Source organism: Mesorhizobium sp. WSM4845 (assembly GCF_055811455.1).
Genome location: NZ_JBVVQA010000020.1, coordinates 89,425 through 109,301, shown reverse-complemented (window position 1 = coordinate 109,301; position 19,877 = coordinate 89,425). Strand labels below are relative to the sequence as shown.

Sequence of the window (19,877 nt, the reverse complement as noted above, 5' to 3'; positions counted from 1 at the left end):
GCGTGCGGACGCTGCCTCGGGTGGACCGGCGGTTACTTTGTGTTTGTTGAAGCCTTCATATTCGGGCCGATGCACCCTCACTTTGAGATATTCAAGTAGTCGGTCGAATTGAGAAACTTACCCCCTGACGAAATGAAGAACTGACCCCCTCGCTCCAGCCTGAAGAGGTGGCAGCGATGCTGTGGCTGCATGAGCTTGGCTGGGGAGCGACGCGACTTGCGAAGGAATTCGGAATGCGCGCGCAACACGGTGCGTCGGTATCTGCGCGAGGGCGGGACTTTTCCGTTTCGCAAGCCTGTGCGGCGGACCGCGTTTGACGGGCTAGACGATTAGCTGCGGGAGCGCTTCTTCCGCTACGGCGGCAACGCCGATGTGGTGCCCCAGGAACTGGAGAGCGAACATGGGATCGTTATAGGGCTTCGGTCGGTGGAGCTTTGGGTGCAGGGTTGGCGTCGGGAGTTGAGGGTGCAGAAGCGCGCGACGGTTCGGTTTGAGACGGCGCCGGGACATCAGATGCAGATCGACTTTGGCGACACGCGGGCGTGGATCGGCGGCGAGCGTGTTCGGGTGCACCTGTTTGTGGCAACGCTGGGTTACTCGCGTCGACTGCATATCCGTCCCTCGCTTCGGGAGCGCAAGGCGGACTGGTTCGAGGGGATGGAAGGAGCCTTCCTTGGCTTCGGCGGGGTTCCAACGGAAGTGCTGTTCGATAATCCGAAGGCGCTGGTCGAACATCACGATGCGGCGACGCGGGAGGTGCGATTCAATGTGCGGCTGCACGCCTTTGCCCGCTAGTGGGGATTTACGCCACGGGCTTGTGCGCCCTACCGGGTGCGTACGAAGGGGAAGGACGAACGCAGGGTCGGCTACGTCAAGCGCAATGCGATTGCCGGCCGCCAGTTCGAGAACTGGGCGGCGTTCGAGGTGCATCTGGACCGGTGGACGCGCGAGATTGCCGGTCAGCGTGTGCATGGCACGACCGGCATGGCTCCTGCGGAGCGCTTTGCCGAAGAAGCCATGGCGCTTAGCTCTGGGCGGACGGGCGCCGTTTGGGCAGCTGCGGGGCCTCGTGCGCAAGGTCCAGGCAGACTGCGCAATCGACCTGGACACGAACAGTTACTCAGTCCCCTGGCGGCTGATCGGAGAGAGCGTCAAAGTCGTGGTGCTGGGCGGCCGCGTTATCGTGCGTCATGCGGGCGAAGTGGTGGCGGATCATGCCTTGTGCCGCGGACGTCGCCAACGGATTGTCGAGCGCGCGCATCTTGCCGGCGTAGTCGGCGCTGCTGCGCCGGTACGATCGGCGCCGGCGGATATCGTTGCGCCTTCCGCTCTATTGCGGCCACAGGCCGAATATGAGGCACTGGTGGGAGGGAGCTGGTGATGACGGAGGTCGATCACGAGATGCTGGTCGAAATGCTCGACCGGCTGAAGCTGACCGCGATCCGGGATCAGCTCGTCACGCTGCTGGACGAAGCGGCGCGTTCGCAAATGACCTTGCGCGAGGCTTTGGCCTTCCTGGTGACGCGCGAGATCGCGCGACGCGACGAGCGGCGCATCTCCATGTCAGGCAAGATCGCGCAGTTCCCGTTTGTGCACGAACTCGTGACTTTGACTTCGACGCGCAGCCGTCGCTGGATCAGCGCCAAATCCGGGAGCTGGCGACCTGCCGCTGGATTGCCCATGGCGACACGGTCCTGTTCCTTGGACCTCCGGGTACGGGCAAGACACATCTGGCGGTGGCTCTCGGGCGAGGCGATCCGGCAGAACCATAGCGTCCAGTTCGTCACGGCGGCCACGCTCGTGGCGATGCTGACAAGGCCCATGACGACGGTTCACTCGAAAAGCAGCTGACCACCCTGTCGCGGCCGAAACTGTTGATCATCGACGAGCTCGGCTATCTCCCGTTCGAAGCCAATGCCGCGCATCTGTTCTTCTAGCTGGTGTCGCGGCGTTATGAGCGAGGATCGATCCTGATCACCTCCAACCGCTCGGTGGCGAATGGGGCAGCGTGTTTGGCGATCCCGTGGTGCCAACCGCGATCCTTCCGGCTTCGCGAAAAGCGTCGTTCCGGCCAACGCTCGACACCAACGAAACCGCAAAACAATGAGGGGGTCAGTTCTTCGTTTCGCCCAAGGGGTCAAACCCTCACTTCGCTTGACAAGGTAAGCGCAACAGCATCCGCAGCCTGCTAGGCAAGGGGGAAATAGGCCTGTGAAAGAGCCCCAGAATTAAAGGTCCGAGGCATTATTGCGGATTCCTAGGAGCATTGTTTGCACGAACGAGCAGCGAGCTATAGGCGGAACGCTGTTTAGTCACTCCCGACCCAAAAGGTTCGCCCACCGCTCCAGGATACATCCGTTCGTGGAGCTGGCGCGCCAGGAAAATGGCGCGCTCATAATCGCCCTCCAAGTGCACGCGCAACATTGACGAACCAAGCTCCGTGACCGCGGTTGTTGATCGAATGGAAGCCGAGCGAGTGCCCGTCAGCGCTACAAGCCGCACGGCAAAATCAATGTCGCTTGTGATGCATATGCCGGCACGGCAGTTGTCTTCTATACAGATCGCGCTGATGTCGTGATGATCAAGAAGCGCGCAAAGGTCATCGCGTTCTGCAAGGCTGGCGCACGATATCACCGCAGCATCGCGAGCCACTATGACGGAGGGGGCGTTCCCATGGCCTGTTACGATGGTGCCCATGACGGCTCCGTTGTCGGTGAGAGATTTACAAACAATAGTGACCGAGTGCTTTTCGGCGTATTCCACTGCCCTGTGGTGCAGTACTTTTGCACCATATCGCGACATCTGTGCGATCGTCGCATAGGCAATCTCTGGAATCAATTGTGCCCCTGGAACAAGATACGGGTCTGCCGTGAAGACGCCCGGAACATCCGAGTAGATTTCGCAAGCGTGCTCTCCTAGCATGGAAGCAATGACAATAGCTGTCAGATCAGAGCTGTTTCTGCCCAGAAACGTTAACCTGCCGGACTGATCAATTGCCTGGGCGCCAGCGGCAACGATCACGTCATGTTTCTGCAATGCGGCCTTAATTGGCTGGGGATCTAAGCGTTCTAATGACGCTCGACCGAAGTCCGAATTCGTGCGCATTCCAAGGGAATAGCCGTTCAAAGACAATACGGAAATCCCTAGCCGGCTGATGCCCGCCTCCAGAAGGCAGGCACTGAGCATCTCCCCGGTTGCAAGTGCCGCATCGAAGTTCGACGGCGATGCTTGCTTGTTGACCTCGAGCATCACCGCTTTCAGGTTGGCGGTTGCTCCCGACATCGCGCTGACCACGGCAACTATTTTGTTTTCGCCAGCCGCCAGTCGATCGGCTATGTGCCTGGCAACCCGGCGGTAGTCTCCAGGATCCAGGAAGGAAGAGCCTCCGAATTTCAGAACGATCGCGCTCATGTCCAGCATCATGTTGTTAAACAAGCCATCCGAAGGCGGTTGTGATCACGGCGTCTCGCTTCGAGATCGTGTCACCCGGTCGCGTATACCCCGCGAGGACCGCCTACAACTATGCAGAAATCGGATTCTCAAAAACTACCAGGACCGGTAGGGTGGCAGCCTTGGATGGACCCGCCGCGCCTTACGCTGAAAGTTGCCATTCAGGCTCGGCGCGCGATTTTGACTTAGCCATTGGCTCATCTGGCGCTCACCGAGCTAATCATCGGCGAGGCCGCCAACGCGGGCTCAAGGTACCAACCAAGACGTCGCCAATTTCCTCAGCCAAGCCAACAGAAAACATGCACTTCAACCATTCCAGATAGGCCGCAGCTATCGGCATGTGAGCCAGTTTCCGCGAAGAGCGGCGCGCACGCATGCCTTCTCCGTGGCGAAAGCACAGTCGGAGTGGGGCCACAGGAGCGCCTCATGCGATGACACGCACAGAGGACCGAGATTCCTTTGCAGATGGCCTCCACGCCTTTAAAAAACGGGCCGGCGAGTGCTTTTCGCGGACAAGCCTCCAACGTAAAAACGGGTTCTCGGTGTATCCCAAGCGGTCCCTTGAATCATGTGCCGCCGTCAAGTGACGAAGCGCTACTCCTCGTGAAGTCACCAAAGCGGCAAGGAAGATGTCGACTTTCTCGGCGAGCGTACCTTCCCGTCAATTGGACTGAAACTAAAGGCGCCCCTGCAAACTCGACGCTCGACCTGCTTGTAAGATCTGCAGGCTCGGCGATGCGATCGCGCCGATCGGAACCGCCCGACGTGGCACGGGCGAGATGAGCCGCTCAAGTCGGGCTTGAGAGGCTGTAGAAGAGGATCTGCCAGCTGCAGTTGAGCGCAGCAGTTGCGCTGAGGGAGTTGCACGATATGCTAAGCGCGCTGCGCGAGTTCCCGTCCGCGCGGCGCCGATCCTTTCATCGGGCGCAAGCTTGTCCGGCGGCTTGAAGGCGTCGGGTTCGCGGAATGTCGACTCAGCACTGATGCAGTCACACGGCCGAGAAGGGGACGTCAAGCAGGTTCCGTCGCTTACTTTCTCGGCGGCGCGAGCGGCGAGCTGCCTCCGCATTCACGGGCTAGCCGCCTGGTCGCCTCAGAATGCTCGCACCCCTCTGGGCCAGAGAGCCGGCTAAGTGGCCTCGAACGAACTTTCGCGTATCGCCGGCGGCGCAACGCGAGCTGTCGCGCGTCAGCCATTGCGAAAGGTATAGCCGTAACCGTTGATCGCGGGCGCGCCGCCCAGATGCGTGTAGAGGATCTTCGATCCCTGTGGAAAGAAGCCTTTCTGGACGAGGTCTATCATCCCTTGCATTGATTTGCCCTCGTAAACGGGATCCGCAATCACGCCCTCAAGCCGCGCGCACAAACGGATCGCCTCCTTCGTTTCCTCGGATGGAATGCCATAACGCGGGTACGCGTAGTCCCTAAGCAACACCACTTCGACGACTTCCGTTCCGAGCTCGACGAGCGCGGCCGTGTGTTGGGCAATACGAAGCACCTGCGCCTTGGTCTTTGCGGGGGTGGCAGAGGCATCGATACCGATCACGTTGCGCTGTCGACCGTCCTCGGCAAACCCGACGAGCATGCCGGCATGCGTTGAACCGGTCACGGTGCAAACGACAATGTAGTCGAAGGTAAACCCAAGCTGCTTCTGCTGGGCGCGCACCTCCTCGGCGACCCCACATAGCCAAGGCCACCGTATTTGTGGACAGAGGCGCCGGCTGGTATCGCATAAGGTCTGCCGCCCCTTGCCTTCACATCATAGAGCGCTTTTTCCCAACTCTGGCGGATACCGATGTCAAAGCCGTCGTCGACCAGGCGCAGCTCCGCTCCCATGATGCGGCTCAAGAGAATATTGCCGACTCGGTCGTAGACGGCATCCTCATGTGGAACCCAGCTCTCCTGAACCAGAAGGCATTTCATGCCGATCTTGGCGGCGACCGCTGCGACCATCCGGGTGTGGTTGGACTGCACGCCACCCACGGTGACAAGCGTATCGGCATCTGACGCGATCGCATCGGGAATGATGTATTCGAGCTTGCGCAGCTTGTTTCCGCCGAAGGCGAGACCAGAGTTGCAGTCCTCGCGCTTAGCGTAGATTTCCACCTTGCCGCCCAGATGTTTGCCGAGGCGGTCGAGCTTCTCAATGGGCGTTGGCCCAAAGGTGAGCGGATAGCGTTCGAACTTTTCCAGCATGCTTTTTCCAGCAAAAGGTGATTCAGCCTGAACCAGCTCCCTCGGTCATGGGCGTTCTTGTGAGACAGCTGGTTCTGAGACGTCGCAGAAGAGCTTCATCATCGTTGCAAACGTCTCCTATGTGGCTAGCCAAATCAAACATTCCCGCCATTGGACGGTTCAGGCTGCGCCTCCGCGCACTTCAGGCGCACTCGATTCTTGCACGGTCAGCTCGACGTCACTGGTTTGGTACAATGTGGCGTGACACGGAGTTCTGATGAATCTGAGTTCTGATCTGGTCACTGCGCATCAATGGAGCAGCGATGCGCCGCGCACTTGGATGCGCTGAAGCACATCTGAAACAGTCACTCCTCAACTCGTCACCTTGTGGCGGCTGGGTTCCAACTGTGTTGTGAAAGCTTAGCCTTTTCGTCTGCCCTGCACAGCACAGCTGGACGCCAGGTAAAAAAGAGCACGCTGCCGAAATAAACCACCTGAAGCAGCAGCGAGCAGGCCAGCGTCGCGACGACTGCTAGAAGGATCGAATGCGAAGCTAAGTAAACGATCATAGCGTTGCCGCAAAGGACCAGCCCCAAGAGCCGGCAAAAGATCATGAAGGGCAACTCCGTTCTCCTGGTTTTGTCTCGTCAAATCTTGCTGCTCATGCTCCGATCTGGTCGGCCGCGACATGGGTCTGGCAGTTCTTCGGGCACACGCGGCCACAGGCTCCACAACCAATGCATCGGCCGGCATGGTCGACGACCATGATCATGCGATTGAGGTCGCCATCGAAGTCGTCGTCATCGCCGTCGCAGGCGCCGAGGATTTGACCAGCGTCATCGACGCCGTAAAGATGCATGACCTCGCGCGAGCAGACCTTGAAACAGCGGCCGCAACCGATACAGATCTTGGCATCTATAGCGGTCAGATATTCCGGCACCCATGCGGAGCCGTCGCGGGTGATGAATGTGCTCGTCATCCTAATTTCTTCATTGTAGCGAGCTCTCTCTTGGCACCATCCAACTCGGCATAAACGGCATGCGTTTTCTCGGCGACCTCCTCTATGTCAGTCCATTTGACCGGGAGACCCTCAGCAAGGTCGCGCAAGTTCGTTTTAGCAATTGCCGCGCGCAGCTGCAGCTTTCGGACTTTCTTCACCATCCCATCCAGGTTTGACATGATCCTCCCTCGAAAATCAGTTTCTTCACGCCCGCGCCACGTCGGCTATAGCTGCAGTCGCATCGTCGACCAGTTTCGTACCGGCATCTGAGAGTTTCCGGAAAGTCTCGAAGCCGAAACGGTGGACGTCTCGACCGAACGACCAACTGCCGACCGTAAAAAGCACACGCCGTGGCTCCATAGTTTGATCTGTGGTTGGTGATGCCATCACGCCGGACCGCTCCTCGATCGCGAGCGCCGCTGCGAAGTAAAACATGTCGAGCCTCCATAAGCGCGTCCGGATGCCGATCGCCAATGATTGGATTTTCCGGCGCAGTTATTTGGGGTTTATGAAGTCGGCCAGCAGATCGGGATCCGATTTGCCTTCGTGGGGCCCGGAAGACTCGTGAGCCGAACCAGCCGCACAAGACATTCAACGAACGGGGTGGCCACGGCCGCCTGGTCCTCGTTGACGGCAGGGCCAAGCGGTGCGTGAGAGATTTCGTTTTCCTCAATTTAAGTGCCCGTCATTGAAAGACGATTTCCGCTTTCGGGTACGCGGACGTCTGGTCCGCTTGCGCAGCCGACGTCCGGCTTGGCCGGGCAGTTTCCACGTAAATGCCGTCCTATTGGCCGACCTTGAGCAAGTCCTTGACCGTGACGTCTTCCACGACGGGGCCAAATTCGCGTCGAGTATCGCGCCCGCGGCGATCCGGTTGAAGGTCGCTAAGGACCGAGCCCTGACCTGCAGCGAACGATCCACCCTGTGCTGCATGGACATACTTACAGCGGGCAGGCCGCAGAGCTGGCGAATTGACCAGGGGTTCCATTTCACATGTGATTTCTTTGCCATCTTTGCTCATCAGGCGGTTGCGCTTTGATTTTCAGGAGCCTTGTTTTGCGGAACCACGCAAACCTGCGCGTAACAGGCGTTCTCACCTGTGTAGTTGGCTAGGGCTTGGAGCAATGGGGTAAGGTAGTACTGTTCGATGTGGTCAGGCATTGGCTCCGGATAATCCAGCGATTTCAGTGCGACCTCGATCAACTCGATGGCGCGAACGTTGTTGCCACACTCAAAATAGTACTGAGCGAGCGGAACATACCAAATGAATTTAAGGGGGCCGTCGCTCTGTGGGGGGCTCAGTGCCAAGATCTGTTCGGACAGCTCTTTGCCCATCGCGAAGCGCTCATCAGAGGGAAGATGGGAGTTGTCTGTCGCGGGATCGAAGAGTTGCTTCAGGGCCATAACCATCCAAGACACGGCCTCGAACTTTTTGTCGATCGCGTCCTCGACTAACTGTCGCATGGCTGGCAAGGCGGTCTTCATGTCGCGCAGCTTATGAAGCAGTAGATCCACATGAGTTTCCCGGAACCCGATATAGTCGGGCATCAATGCGAGGCCTTCTTCCATGGCCGAGAGTGCTGCCGTCCAATCCTCGGCCTGCATCGCCGGCTGAAGTTTGGCGTATATCGGCTTGGTCACCGATATTTTGCGCGCTGTGCGTTGGTTACTAGCGATCCGGCCAATATCGACCGCTTTGGCTTCATCGCTGCTGCGCCAGCTGCCGTTCAGAACTTTCGGCAAGACGTCATCGAGTTGCGACGGGTGTCCGATGAAAGCGATGTGGCCGTCGCGGTCGACCACGAAAGAGGTGGGAATCCCGAGAGAAGAACTGGCTTCCATCCAAAGTCTGTTCATTTCGCCTGTGTAATCGAATGCGATCCGATAACTCAGATTCGGGAACCTCTCGGTCAGCCACGCATCCAACTTGGTCCGCGCATCGTCCGCGGTTGGAGCCTGTTCGCTAGCTGCGACTCCGACGACCTCAAACCCGCGGTCTTTATATTTCTCTTTCAGTTCCGCCAGATGCGGCATGGCAGCCACACAGGGTCCGCACCAAGTCGCCCAAAATTCAACAAGGTACACCTTGCCGGGCTGAAAGTTCGCGAGGGGCTCGCCACACACCCAGTCGTCCACTTTGATCGGAGGAGCCGGCAATTCCATACGCAACACCATGTTGTTCTCCATAGCTATTCCACACCTTCCTGGCGTTTATGCGCGTGCTGGTTCTTCTCTCAAAAAAGCAATACACCGGTTAGGGAGACCATCACTCGACTTGCGCGTTCGCATGCGGTCAGCCCTCACCCACTATTGCCGCAGCTCAACCAGCAAAGGCCGTGCCAGCGCGCCTAGCCCGCATTAAGTGCATCGTTATGCTGGGAAAAACGTACGGGCACCAACACGGCGTTGTCTTGAACCTGACATGTTTTCTGCCGCTGTCGGGTTTTGGACACGCATCGCTCATGCGTCGCTTAGGACAGCGAAGAGCTTGGCCGTCTTGCCTGCAGTGAGATTAGGCACCGGCTCATCGAGCAACAGCACCTCGGCGCCACTCGAAAGTTCGCGGACGGCTGGGTTCCCGCGTGCAGCGAATGCCTCCCCCGGCCCATGGCTGATCTTTCTCGTAGACCCGAGTTTGATAAGCCCAGCGCATCGGGTGCGAGCCGGACTGCTTATGCTGTTCGCTAGAACCAGCATTCGCGATCCGATTTTTTCGCCACAGACCTAGGAAGCATTGCAGGTCCACCACCGCGGTGGGCGGCTTAGCATCTGCTCCGCTCGTGGGTGAAGCGGATGCCGCCGTCGCCGCGAGGGTAAGCCCGACGATGATGATGCGGCCCAGGCCTACCTTCCCTGCTGTTGCCGTCGAGGAGGTCGTGGATCTCACCCGGCCCCATGCGGAACGCAAAATCGCGCAGAACGCGGGGCACGACGTACATCTTTCGATTCGGAGGCCTGGATCAGCATGTGTCTGGCTTATCGCTTCTGCCCATCGGGGCCGCATCACTGCATACCACGGGCGGCATTCGACTCGGAAATGGCCATGCCCCCGCGATGACAACTCGACACCGGGATCGACCGCCACCCGCAATTGAAGGGCCAATCACAGCCTGGTCGCTGCGCAATCTGATGCCCCCCAGGAGACGCCTGGCGCCTTATCCATCGGCCAACTGCCCTGGCGCCGATCCAGAGGATCGAGCATTGGTCGGGTGTAGGCTTGCTTGCGCGTTCGGCCTTTGGTTGGGAGGACCGGCTTAGGACGTGCCTACGAAACTGAACGTGGCGAGGCCACACTGGAGTATGCCTTCCCTGAATGGTGCTGCGCTAAGTCAAAGCCAATCCTATCCATGACAAGACTGCCTTCGCAGAAATGCTTGCAAAGCTGAGCTTTCAAGCTTTCGACCGTTGTGACTAGGAATCGAAAAGTGCGCGGCTCGCAAGACGCAGGTGCCGGTGGTCGGACATGCAATGAGCCGGTTTGATGACAGCGATTAAAGGCGTCGAAGGTCTGCGAGTTTCCGCTGCCACCCTCAGCCGGAGTTTCCCTTGCGGGGGAGCAATCAATCGCTTCCTCATGCGAAAGACGGGTGCTTTGCGGCGAGCTTTCCTCCAAGTGGCGACGTGATCTCGTCCAATCTAGCGGCTCGCAATGCGCAGGACCTGCGTCTCCGTCCAACGAGACTGTCTCAGCTGCGCCTAGGCGTCCAGCCAGTTCGCTGAATCAGCTTGTCCGGGTTGCGGACTCATATAGCCTCCGGTTCAAGCTTCAGCTGAGCAAAGCAAGCAAATCTCGCTCACGTAGCTGACTTTTCCGTTCCTTGAACCGGCAACGGCTCTCGCACGCATGGAGGCCGGCCAACGACAAGGATCAGGCTCAACCGGAAACGCACCATGGATTTTCCGACGTTTCCAAAGAGCCGCGCTTAGCCTAGTAATAGACCAGAGCGGGCGTGAACCTCGTCGCCTAGGTCAAAGCTGTCCAGAAGCGTGGCCGCCGCCGCGTATGGTGGTTTGCTAGCCTCGTAGACATAGCTAACAACCCGGATGCCAGGTGTCTCATATCGTTTCCTAGTGCTTGAGAATAGAATTGTCGGACTTGGCGTAGAACCCTAGCACGGGTCCGAGATCAAAGATCGTCCCCGGCGCAAGGCGCCGGACGGACGTGGGCCATGTTTCGGTTGAGACGCCATCGATGCCTCGCGCCAGCGTGCGGGCAAATCGGGGCATCAGCGGTGCGAGTGTCTGCGCCAGGATCGCAGCGGCCGTAGTCTGAAGCGCGAGCGAAGTCCGGATGCGGCCGGGATAGAGACGTCGTGCCGCTGCATAGTCTTGCGCCTGACGGTAGATCACGCAATCGCGCACGAAATCGCAGGCCTGCGCGGCCGCGCGCCTGACCGAGAAGCCATCGTCCGAATAGGCGCGTTCCATCGCCGCGCGATGGATCTCTATCCGAGCGAAGAAAGCACGATCGGCGGGAGCCCAGTCGCCTGCTTCGGGCACACAGCCACCAAAGTCTTGCTTGATTTCCCGGTGCAGCGCATCAAGCCAATTCAGCCATGTCCCCTGGAACACCTCGTTCTCGGTACGGCGTAGCGCGTCCAGCGTGAAGTTCGTCCGCTCACCTTCCGGGCGTGTCAGGCCCAAATGAAGACGCACAACGTCGACTGTCTTTGGGCCTAGAACCTCCTCGCCCCAGACCGCGTGGCCGCGGCTGGTCGAGAACTTCTGCCCGTCGAGCAGGTAGAACTCGTTCACATGATAGCGAATGCGCGGCGTCCAGTGGGAGAACACCTCGGCATAGAGAGCGGGGTAGAGTAGCGCGTGGTAGAAGGAATTGTCGAAGCCGAAGAAATGGACAATCTGCCAGTCATTGCTGGGCATCGCCGCATTCCAGTCGCGACCAAGTAAGCGAGCTAGTGCCTGGATCTTGTAAAGAAAACCGAAGGCCATCTCTGGCCAAACCCAGATTACCTGCCCTGGGGGCCCTTCGGCCGGCAGGCCCCAGTCCGAGGGGTGGGTAATGGGCACAGAAAAGTCGCCGCGTTGGAGTAGACGCGCGAAGAGATCCATGATCCGAACGGGGGCTCCCGACGCCCTCAAATGCCGGTCGATATTGTCGTAGCATCGTTCCAGCGCAAGTTCGGCACGGAGCACGGAGCCGACCACCGGCGCCTCGGCTGATTGACGGGACCGGGCTGCACGCAGGTCGTGGCATAGGTTCGGCGAGCCGCATTCCTCACAGATGTTGCCGCTAGTGGAGCCGCCGCAATCGGGGCAGAGGCCGCTTACATCCGTTTCGTAAAGGTAGTCGCCTGTCACTGCATCGAAAAGCGCAGGGCTCTGGCGCAGATCTACCGCCGAGCTGCTCAAAAGACTACGGAAGCACGCGGCCTGAAACTCTGCATAAGCGTCATCGCCCAACGTGGGTAGGAAGCTGTGGACCTCGCAGTCAAGAAGTGCAAGCGTGGTGCGGATCTCGTTCGCATAGTGGCGCGCCACCTTTGCAGGCGTCGATTCATCGGCATCGGCACGCGTGGCTACGTAGCTCTGGTAATCGTCGCTTCCCGTCAGGTGATAGGCTTCGGCCCCTTTCATGCGTAGGAAACGCGTGTAGACATCGGCGCCGAAATAGGGGCCAGAAAGATGCCCTAGATGCAGATCGCTATTAGGCGTCGGCGGCGTGGAGAAGACGAAGATCGGCCGGCGGGGAGCCGCGATCTTTGCAGCGGCATCGAGGGCCGCCTTGCCGTCACGCCAGTAGACATCGAGGAAATTTAGGTCTTCGTCCCCATCATTGCGCAGCACATGCGCTTCAAAAGGGTGGAACAGAACGACATCGCCGGCCTCGACCGGGATTTCCCCGAGGTCGGTCCTGACCTTGCCAGCGCCAGACAGGACCACGAAGGCCTCTATTTCGTCGTGCCGATGGGGCTCGGATGTGACGCCCGGTCCAACCTTTCCGAATGAAAACCCCGTGCCAGTGCTTCCCGTTCCAAGCGTGGCCATGTCGATACCGAACGCCCGCGACAGCTCCGTTCGAGAAAACGTGGATTTGCGCATGACGAACCTCAGCTGTTGAAGCAGTTGTATCTTCGGCTGCCAACACAACAGCCTCTGCTGCAAGTTGCGAAGAGAGGCGGCAGCCCGGACCCGTTGGCGGCCCCCGCCAGAATGTCCGGCTCTGGCCCCCAGGCGGGCGGAGACGGGCGCGCCAGTAGGGCTTTAGGCGTCAGAGAAGACCGCCCGGCGACCACCTCCGTGATCGACGTGCCGAAGCGCGTAACGGGGGTGCGGCGATGCTCAGTAGCCCACAAATCAGAGCGCCATACTCTCCGCATTTTTGAGCGGTCGATCAGTTTCGTGTGCATGCTCGCCTGACTGCGTGAGCTCAATCGCGATAGAAAATGCCGTTTGGCGGCTTGAGATTGTCGAGATCGGCCACTTTGCCCTCTGGCGGATTAAGGGCGCGCTTAAGCACGTTGTATTCAGCGCGGGTCGGTCCACCGGTTGAAGCACGCTGGAACACCAAGTAGAGCGTCCGCCTGGAACGATTGCTCTTGTTCGGTTTTGAGTAATGCGGTGCGTGATCATCGAAGATGAAGATGTCGCCAGCCTTCCATAATACCGGTTCCCAGGAAAACATTTTGGCGACTTCAGGATCCATCACCCCGACGGCATCCATGGGAAATACTCCGTTCTTGTGGTTGCCGGGGCGGAAGAAAAGTCCGCCGTTGTCCGGGTCGGAGCCGTCAATGCCGATGGCAACGACCGCATGGACCATCCGGTCGGGCACTCTGTGTGGAATGTGATAAATGTCCTGATGCGGGCGATAGCCGCCGCTGTCGGGATAGTGGAAGATCAGCAACTCCTTGAGCCTGCGCGAGCCTTCGCCAAGCAATTTCTCAACCGCAGACTTTATGCGCTGATCTTGTAGTAGCAAATGACGCAATGGATCATGGAATTCGAGAAAATTCTCGACCTTAGAGGTGATCTTTCGATTGTCCGGCGCTTTCTCGAACCACATGAGCCATTTATCATCGCTGACATCCTAGCGTGATACATCTTCAACAAAGCTGGAGATACGTTCCAGAGCTGCGGGATCGAAGAATCTTTCGAGCCTTACATATCCGTCTTGTGCCACTTTTCTCTTTGTACATCAGTCCACATGCGAAAAGCCTCCTGTTGGAAAGAGTGGTTGGTCGAACATTCCGGTTAGGGCAATCGGGCGCTGGTCAGGTTGTGGGTCGACGGAAACAGTCTCCACGGCATATGGGACGACGCTAAGTGCGTCTCGCTCTCAGGCCTCCGCTGCAGCGCAGGCGGAATCATTCCTTGGATGCCACCGCCGATGACCAGTAGTCGGCCGGTCATATCCCGCTGCCCATTTCTTCTGCGACGGTGTCGGACCATCTCTCGACAGAGGTAGGGCTGATGAAACCGGGATGCTCGGGGTTGGCGCGCGGCGCGCGCCCCAGAAGGCTGTCCAGGATGCGACGCGCTCGCCAGGCCAGCAGGCTTAGATTCGGATCAGCCAGCCCACGCCGTCCTAGGCTCGCGTTCTGTACGAAGATGCGTATGTCACGCGGTCCGTCCCAGCACACCGAAAAATCTTCGCGAATAACCAATTCGTTGTCGATCTTTTCCAGCCGGTCCGCCATCGGTTCCAAGAAGCCTGGCACCGCGTTCTCGTAACCGGTGGCCAGGATGACGATGTCGGCCGTGACTTCTTCGACCTCCTCCATGCCGTGCCGCAGGGTGAGGCTGTGGCCTGCGCCGGCGTTGATGCAGTGCGAGACAGTGCAGCCCGGCCGCAGTCTAATATCGCATCGGTTTGGCTCTAGAAACGCGTGGCGGTATAGCGCCTGATAGATCGCGCGCAACGTGCTTTCCGAAATGCCGTCCGAAGCAAGCACGAAGCGCCGCAGGAACAGCTTGCGCTGCGACTCGCTCATTGCCGCGAAACGATCCGAAAAGCAGGGCATGAACAACTCGTTTGTGAACGGGCTGTTGTCGATGGGCAGGTAGTTTTCGCGTTGCGAGGCCCAAGTGATCGAGGCAGGTCGCCGTTCTCTTGCCAGACCAACAAGGTGCAAAACCACCTCGGCTCCGGACTGTCCCCCGCCGATCACGCAGACATGCTTTTTGTGCACCTCAGGATTAATGTGCAGCAATTCAGATGAGTGGAACAGGTTGCGTCCAGTCCAGCCCTGAAACTGAGGCGGAATATGCGCCTGCTTGCCAATGCCGAGCACGACGTTTCTGGCGCCGATAACCGCGTTATCGGTGTGCACCCGAAACTCGCCGTCAAAGCGGATTTCGCGCACCGTCTCGCCGCCGCGGACAAGCGGGTTCCTGTAGAAGGCCCAGTTCAGGTATTGCTCGAACTCAGCTCTGAGCACGGCTTCGAACTGTGCATTCAGGAAGTGGTACAGACGCCCGTTCTCATGCAGGTAGTTCACGAAAGTGTAGGCTGATCGCGGGTTTACCAGCGTGACCAAATCCTTGAAGTGGCTGACCTGGAGCTCCGAGGAATCGAATGCGCTGCCTGGGTGCCAGCGGAAGTCGACTTGCCGATCCAAGAACAGTGCCCCTTGCCCAATTTGCTCGTGCATCTGGCACGCAAGGCTCAAATTAGACAGCCCCGCTCCCACTCCAATGCAAGAGAGCTCCACTTGTTTTGCTCCTCTAGGTGCTTCCCAATTAGGCGATGTTCGCGAGGTATATCGGCTCTGGCCATCGGCTTCAGTCCCCACGCGGGCATTCTAGACTTCGGTGCCACTGGATTTGGTAAGATTTTGTCCCCGCTTTCGTATGGTCGGGTATGAAGCCCATGGATACCGGCCAAGTGATGAGATCGACACTCATGTCCCCGACTTGTGGGCGTGGGCGGTATCGACATATCTCCGCCGCTTCGATGATCGCGTCTCGGTCGGCGAGCTGCTTTCCAACCTTATTCCGTGTTTTAATCGGCGAAGTCGCCCGCCTCCACCATGATGCGCCGACCTTTGACCGACTTGGGGATCAGCCAGGGCGGCCTCGAAATGCGGCGACAGCATTTTTCCCTAGGCCTGCTCATAGGAGGGCATCCGCTGATGTGTTCGGAAGATCCTCTGCATCAAACGTGCCAGAAGGAACTTTCATGAAAGTAACAGCTAGCGGGTTTGTGATCCTGTCGGGTATCCGACAATGAGGGGAAAACCTTGCGCCGGCGGCCGATTTGCCGCGTCGCCGTCCTCTTGGCAGAGCCGGTAGTTAATAGGGCAGCTCCGCATCGGAATTTTCTCTTAGGACGGCCAGCAACCCAGGTTCATGGACTGTGGCGCGGAAAAACGCTCTTGCCACTTCTCGCGGCGGGAATCTGAAAAGACGCCTTCAGAAGCCGGGGGCCCAGGAGGTCTCTCCCGTCTTGCGGAAGATGGAGGCGAGATCCGGATTTTGAGACGCAGAATCCAGCTAAAGATGGTCACACAGCTATGTCGAGGCCGTGTGCCCCATCCTGCAGCACCACGAGCCTGACGGTGCTCGCGACCAGCGAGACGCATTCGGTCCGCAGCTTTGTCGAGGCTGCCTTCAGGCGGGTCGGGAAGGAGCGAACGCGGGAATAACCAGGCGCTGATCCAAATAGACAAACGTTCTTTCGTGCCAATCGAGGTTGACCTGCTGATCGGTGATGCCTCCAAGGCGGCCATCAAGCTCGATTGGAGCCGACGACTACTTTCGATGAGCTCGCCTCGTAAATGATCGAGGCCGACTCCCGCGCGTACGGGATCACGCTCGCGTGGCGCGAAAACGCAATGATTTTGCCGGGCATTTGCAGTCCAAAGCAGCATTCGCCGGCCCGCCTCTCTCAGGCGGTCGGCCGGCACCCAGTCAGGACCCGGTCGATTGGATCGGCAAATTCACACATCCTACAGAGCAGAAAACCATCCGCCCCGTTCATGCGATCGACTATTTCGCAAAAAACTGGGCTTTTAAAGAGATCGCCGTATTCGTCGCATAGAAGGTTGCCCAGTACGTGACGCCGCTCAAAATCCATGGAGCAGAGAGTAACCTCGCCGTTTGGAAGGAGAACATTCCGATACTGTCGTTCGTCCACGCATATCAGCGCTCCGACGACTGGCTGCCGTGGTTCTACAATCTTGGGATTTACGCTTCCACCCCTGCTGCTCACCGGTCGCGCGCGAACTAGGGCTTCGGCAGGGATAATGTCGGCGACATCGGGATGGGGCTCGCCCAAAACTACGAATCGAATTGATGGGATGTCGGCGTCGACGAGTTGACCAACCAAATCGCGATACTTGTCTCCGACAAGGCGGCTATTCATGTGGGCGCCATCATCAAAAACATGAACCACGAATACCCCCAACCGCAGCGCCTGCAAGCGTTGTAGATCCCGCCCCTTCATTCCCACAAGCGTCGTGAAAATCCTGATGCCGTGGCCTTTGGCGGAAGCGTGCTCGACCATTTCGGTGCAATCCGGATTGAGCCATGGCTCAGAATACCCGGCAAAACTAATGTCGACGGAGGTTGGTACGCGCGCCAGACAGCGCTTGAAATCTCCAAGACTAAGATGCTTCGTATCAGATACTTTTCTTTGCCGGTCAGCGAACTTGTCCTGCGGACAATATGAACATCCCACGATGCATCCTGTGGTCGTCGTTATCTCCAAAACTCTGCCGGCTGGGATAGCAGAGCGCAGTTCCGGTAAAATCATTTGTTATGACTCCCACTCGTCTGGCCATTCATAACGTCCAGCATGGTGTCTTTGGCTCATGATACCGACGGTCAAGACGTTTCGAATGAACCCAGCCATCTCCGCCTGGGCAGCAGTCAACGGCCGGCTTCCTCAATCTGCCGAGCGAACTATGAACAAACTTTGGGCACATCGGCGCGGCAGGGCGGCGCAACCGCAATGTCGCGCGTCAGCCATTGCCAAAGGTGTAGCCGTGACCGTTGAGCGGGCGCGCCGCCGAGATGGCGTAGCAGACCATCAATCGTCTCGCGCGTTCTCATGCGGTCAGCCCCCACTCAATATTGCCGTATCTCCAGCAAAGGCCGTGCCAGCGCGCTTAGCCGCAGCAACTGCATGAGTAGGCTTCGAGAACCTCTCGCCCAAGGCGGCCGGTGTTTGGACCAGACATGTTTTTTTGTCGCTGTCAGCTTATGGACTGGATCACTCATCGTCAGACGCTTGAGGACAGACTTGGCTGTCTCCCCTGCGGTAATGTTGGAGCCGGCTCATCATCTAGCATCATTTCGGCGCCGGCTGTGTGCGCGGAAGATCTACACGACCTGACCGCCGCGTGCAGCGATTGCCCGCCGGCTCATAGCTGATCTTTTCTCCTGAAGCCGGCGTGAGGCCCGGCCGTCGAGTGCGTGCTGCCGGATGCTGCGTATGCTGTTTCGCTAGACGGCGGATACCGCGTCACCTCCATATTTTCGCGACAGAGGTTTGGTGGCGTCGCAGGCCTTCCTGCTACATCACCGCAGTGCTCGGGAATTCGTATCTGATCCGCGTGAGGCGAAGACCTTCTCTCTCGACTGGCTCGCCGAGGCCGTCTGTCCTGCGGGGCCTCGAACGATTTCTCATTTGGCATGGCGCATGCGCATCGATCCGCAAACCCCGTCATAAGGAGAAATCGGAGCTGGCCGCCACTCCACCTCCTCCTATCACGAGGGCAGACGGAAAGCAGCGCCTTCAAATGAGGAACAAAATCACTTTACCTCGAATCTTGCGTCTCGACCACAACCTTAGCCATGGAACCGCGTCCGACCATCGCCAATGATCGCGCCCCAATGCAATTGCCCGGCGCAAAATGGCTACGCGCGATTACGCCATGCATCCCTTACGAGGCTACGACAGCACCTCAGAGAGCCTCGCCGCCATCGTGCAGACCGATCTAAGCCCACTTGATCCAGCACAAAGGAATTTCAAACATGCACCAAGATACCGTCCGTGGGAGAGCTTTCGCTATGCCCCTGACCAGCCCGGCCTACCCGGCCGGCCCATATCGCTTCCGAAATCGGGAGTATCTGATCATCACCTATCGCATCGATCCGCAGAAACTGCGCGACCTCGTGCCGGAGCCGCTTCGGGTGCGCGAAGCTCTCGTGAAATTCGAGTTCATTCGCATGCCGGACTCGACCGGCTTCGGCGACTATACGGAAAGCGGGCAAGTCATCCCGGTCACGTTCCGCGGACGCAAGGGCAGCTACACCCATTGCATGTTTCTCAACGACCATCCGCCGATTGCCGGCGGGCGCGAGCTGTGGGGCTTTCCCAAGAAGCTCGCAAGTCCGACTCTTCGGACCGAAACCGACACTCTGGTGGGCACGCTCGACTACGGCCCGGTCCGCGTCGCGACTGGTACCATGGGCTACAAGCACTGAGCCGGGGACCTCGCGAGCGTAAAGGCCTCGCTGGGCGAACCGAACTTCCTCCTCAAAATCATTCCGCATGTCGACGGCACGCCGCGCATCTGTGAGCTCGTGGAATATCACTTGGAGGACGTCGAGCTCAGAGGTGGGTGGACTGGTCCGGCAGCCCTGAACCTTTGGTCCCACGCCCTGGCCCCAGTCGCCGAACTGCCGGTGCTGGAAGTCGTTTCGGCGGTTCACATCGTCGCCGATCTCACGCTCGCGCTCGGGGAGGTCGTCCACGACTACCTCGCGGCAGCCGAGCCTCACTATCGGAAAGGAAGAACCCATGTGTTCGCAGAATGAAATTTCATCTTACAAGCACGTTAGCGGGGTTGGCCGGGTTCTCGACAAGGTGGCGATGATCACCGGAGCCGCGAGCGGCATCGGCAAAGAGATTGCGCTCATATTCGCTCGCGAGGGGGCGAGAGTGGCCATTGCGGATCGTGATCACAGCCCGGCGCAAAAGGCCGCGTCCGAGATCGATCCGATGGGCAAACGTGCGCTCGGGGTTGGCATGGATGTCAGCAACGAGGAGCAGGTGGAAAGCGGCTGACACAGGACGGCCAACGCCCCAGGCGGCGCTGGCCGTTACCGAGGAGGTGAGCCACGGACACCTGGAGCGGCGGACGGCGCGTGTCGTGCGTGCGCCAGGACTTGGCCGCAAGCACGGCTTTGCCGGCCTCGCGGCCATCGGCGAAGTCAAGCGCACGCGTGTGATCGACCGCAAACGGCAGGAAGAGCGCTGCCTCTATGTGCTCTCGCCGATGTCCGCCAACGACCTGCTCGCCGTCGTGCGCCGTCATTGGGGCTGTCGAGAATGGCCTGCGCTGGC

Annotated in this window: 10 protein-coding genes and 5 pseudogenes; 4 read left to right on the top strand and 11 right to left on the bottom strand. The window is 58.9% G+C overall.

Translation table 11 applies throughout. The features are described 5' to 3' along the window. Window positions 1-140: 140 nt before the first annotated feature. Window positions 141-1,381, top strand: a pseudogene (gene istA / locus AC0L2C_RS22075) (IS21 family transposase). Beyond that, a pseudogene (locus tag AC0L2C_RS22070) lies at window positions 1,353-1,937 on the top strand (ATP-binding protein). Before istA ends, AC0L2C_RS22070 begins: the two co-directional pseudogenes overlap by 29 nt. Before the next feature lie 307 nt (window positions 1,938-2,244). Here the strand turns inward: AC0L2C_RS22070 and AC0L2C_RS22065 are convergent. From AC0L2C_RS22065 to AC0L2C_RS22015, 11 genes and pseudogenes are all read right to left on the bottom strand, one after another. Next, window positions 2,245-3,411, bottom strand: coding sequence for an aspartate kinase (locus tag AC0L2C_RS22065; protein ID WP_473524464.1), 1,167 nt, complete (start codon window positions 3,409-3,411; stop codon window positions 2,245-2,247). 1,228 nt (window positions 3,412-4,639) lie between these two features. Then, window positions 4,640-5,646: pseudogene (locus AC0L2C_RS22060) on the bottom strand (1-aminocyclopropane-1-carboxylate deaminase). A 359-nt stretch (window positions 5,647-6,005) separates the two neighbouring features. Continuing rightward, window positions 6,006-6,239 carry an exopolysaccharide production repressor protein gene (locus tag AC0L2C_RS22055; RefSeq protein WP_473524463.1) on the bottom strand — a complete coding sequence of 78 codons (234 nt, stop codon included), beginning with the start codon at window positions 6,237-6,239 and terminating at the stop codon, window positions 6,006-6,008. Between the two features lie 47 nt (window positions 6,240-6,286). After that, complete coding sequence (gene fdxB, locus AC0L2C_RS22050) at window positions 6,287-6,604, bottom strand: ferredoxin III, nif-specific (RefSeq protein ID WP_473524439.1); 318 nt, start codon at window positions 6,602-6,604, stop codon at window positions 6,287-6,289. After that, entirely contained in the window at window positions 6,601-6,804 is a 204-nt protein-coding gene (locus AC0L2C_RS22045) for a CCE_0567 family metalloprotein (protein ID WP_473524438.1), read from the bottom strand. The genes fdxB and AC0L2C_RS22045 overlap by 4 nt, the downstream gene beginning before the upstream one ends. Window positions 6,805-6,829: 25 nt before the next feature. Then, window positions 6,830-7,284: pseudogene (locus AC0L2C_RS22040) on the bottom strand (DUF269 domain-containing protein). Between the two features lie 361 nt (window positions 7,285-7,645). Beyond that, entirely contained in the window at window positions 7,646-8,800 is a 1,155-nt protein-coding gene (locus tag AC0L2C_RS22035) for a TlpA disulfide reductase family protein (RefSeq protein ID WP_473524462.1), read from the bottom strand. Window positions 8,801-10,693: 1,893 nt separating this feature from the next. Further along, window positions 10,694-12,685 (bottom strand): class I tRNA ligase family protein, encoded by a 1,992-nt coding sequence (locus AC0L2C_RS22030; RefSeq protein WP_473524437.1) that lies wholly within the window; start codon window positions 12,683-12,685, stop codon window positions 10,694-10,696. 328 nt (window positions 12,686-13,013) lie between these two features. Further along, window positions 13,014-13,649 carry a phytanoyl-CoA dioxygenase family protein gene (locus tag AC0L2C_RS22025; protein WP_473524436.1) on the bottom strand — a complete coding sequence of 212 codons (636 nt, stop codon included), beginning with the start codon at window positions 13,647-13,649 and terminating at the stop codon, window positions 13,014-13,016. 343 nt (window positions 13,650-13,992) lie between these two features. Next, entirely contained in the window at window positions 13,993-15,276 is a 1,284-nt protein-coding gene (locus AC0L2C_RS22020; protein WP_473524461.1) for a lysine N(6)-hydroxylase/L-ornithine N(5)-oxygenase family protein, read from the bottom strand. Window positions 15,277-16,472: 1,196 nt separating this feature from the next. Then, entirely contained in the window at window positions 16,473-17,339 is an 867-nt protein-coding gene (locus AC0L2C_RS22015) for a radical SAM/SPASM domain-containing protein (RefSeq protein ID WP_473524435.1), read from the bottom strand. Window positions 17,340-18,562: 1,223 nt separating this feature from the next. Between AC0L2C_RS22015 and AC0L2C_RS22010 the strand changes: the two are divergent. Both AC0L2C_RS22010 and AC0L2C_RS22005 read left to right on the top strand, forming a co-directional pair. Further along, a pseudogene (locus AC0L2C_RS22010) lies at window positions 18,563-19,348 on the top strand (acetoacetate decarboxylase). Between the two features lie 55 nt (window positions 19,349-19,403). Next, entirely contained in the window at window positions 19,404-19,598 is a 195-nt protein-coding gene (locus AC0L2C_RS22005; RefSeq protein ID WP_473524434.1) for an SDR family NAD(P)-dependent oxidoreductase, read from the top strand. Window positions 19,599-19,877 lie beyond the last annotated feature (279 nt).

Bases quoted from the DNA above. Each gene is read 5' to 3' on its own strand.
- AC0L2C_RS22065 (WP_473524464.1), bottom strand. From the start codon at position 3,411: ATGAGCGCGATCGTTCTGAAATTCGGAGGCTCTTCCTTCCTGGATCCT.
- AC0L2C_RS22055 (WP_473524463.1), bottom strand. From the start codon at position 6,239: ATGATCTTTTGCCGGCTCTTGGGGCTGGTCCTTTGCGGCAACGCTATG.
- fdxB (WP_473524439.1), bottom strand. From the start codon at position 6,604: ATGACGAGCACATTCATCACCCGCGACGGCTCCGCATGGGTGCCGGAA.
- AC0L2C_RS22045 (WP_473524438.1), bottom strand. From the start codon at position 6,804: ATGTCAAACCTGGATGGGATGGTGAAGAAAGTCCGAAAGCTGCAGCTG.
- AC0L2C_RS22035 (WP_473524462.1), bottom strand. From the start codon at position 8,800: ATGGTGTTGCGTATGGAATTGCCGGCTCCTCCGATCAAAGTGGACGAC.
- AC0L2C_RS22030 (WP_473524437.1), bottom strand. From the start codon at position 12,685: ATGCGCAAATCCACGTTTTCTCGAACGGAGCTGTCGCGGGCGTTCGGT.
- AC0L2C_RS22025 (WP_473524436.1), bottom strand. From the start codon at position 13,649: ATGTGGTTCGAGAAAGCGCCGGACAATCGAAAGATCACCTCTAAGGTC.
- AC0L2C_RS22015 (WP_473524435.1), bottom strand. From the start codon at position 17,339: ATGATTTTACCGGAACTGCGCTCTGCTATCCCAGCCGGCAGAGTTTTG.
- AC0L2C_RS22005 (WP_473524434.1), top strand. From the start codon at position 19,404: ATGATCACCGGAGCCGCGAGCGGCATCGGCAAAGAGATTGCGCTCATA.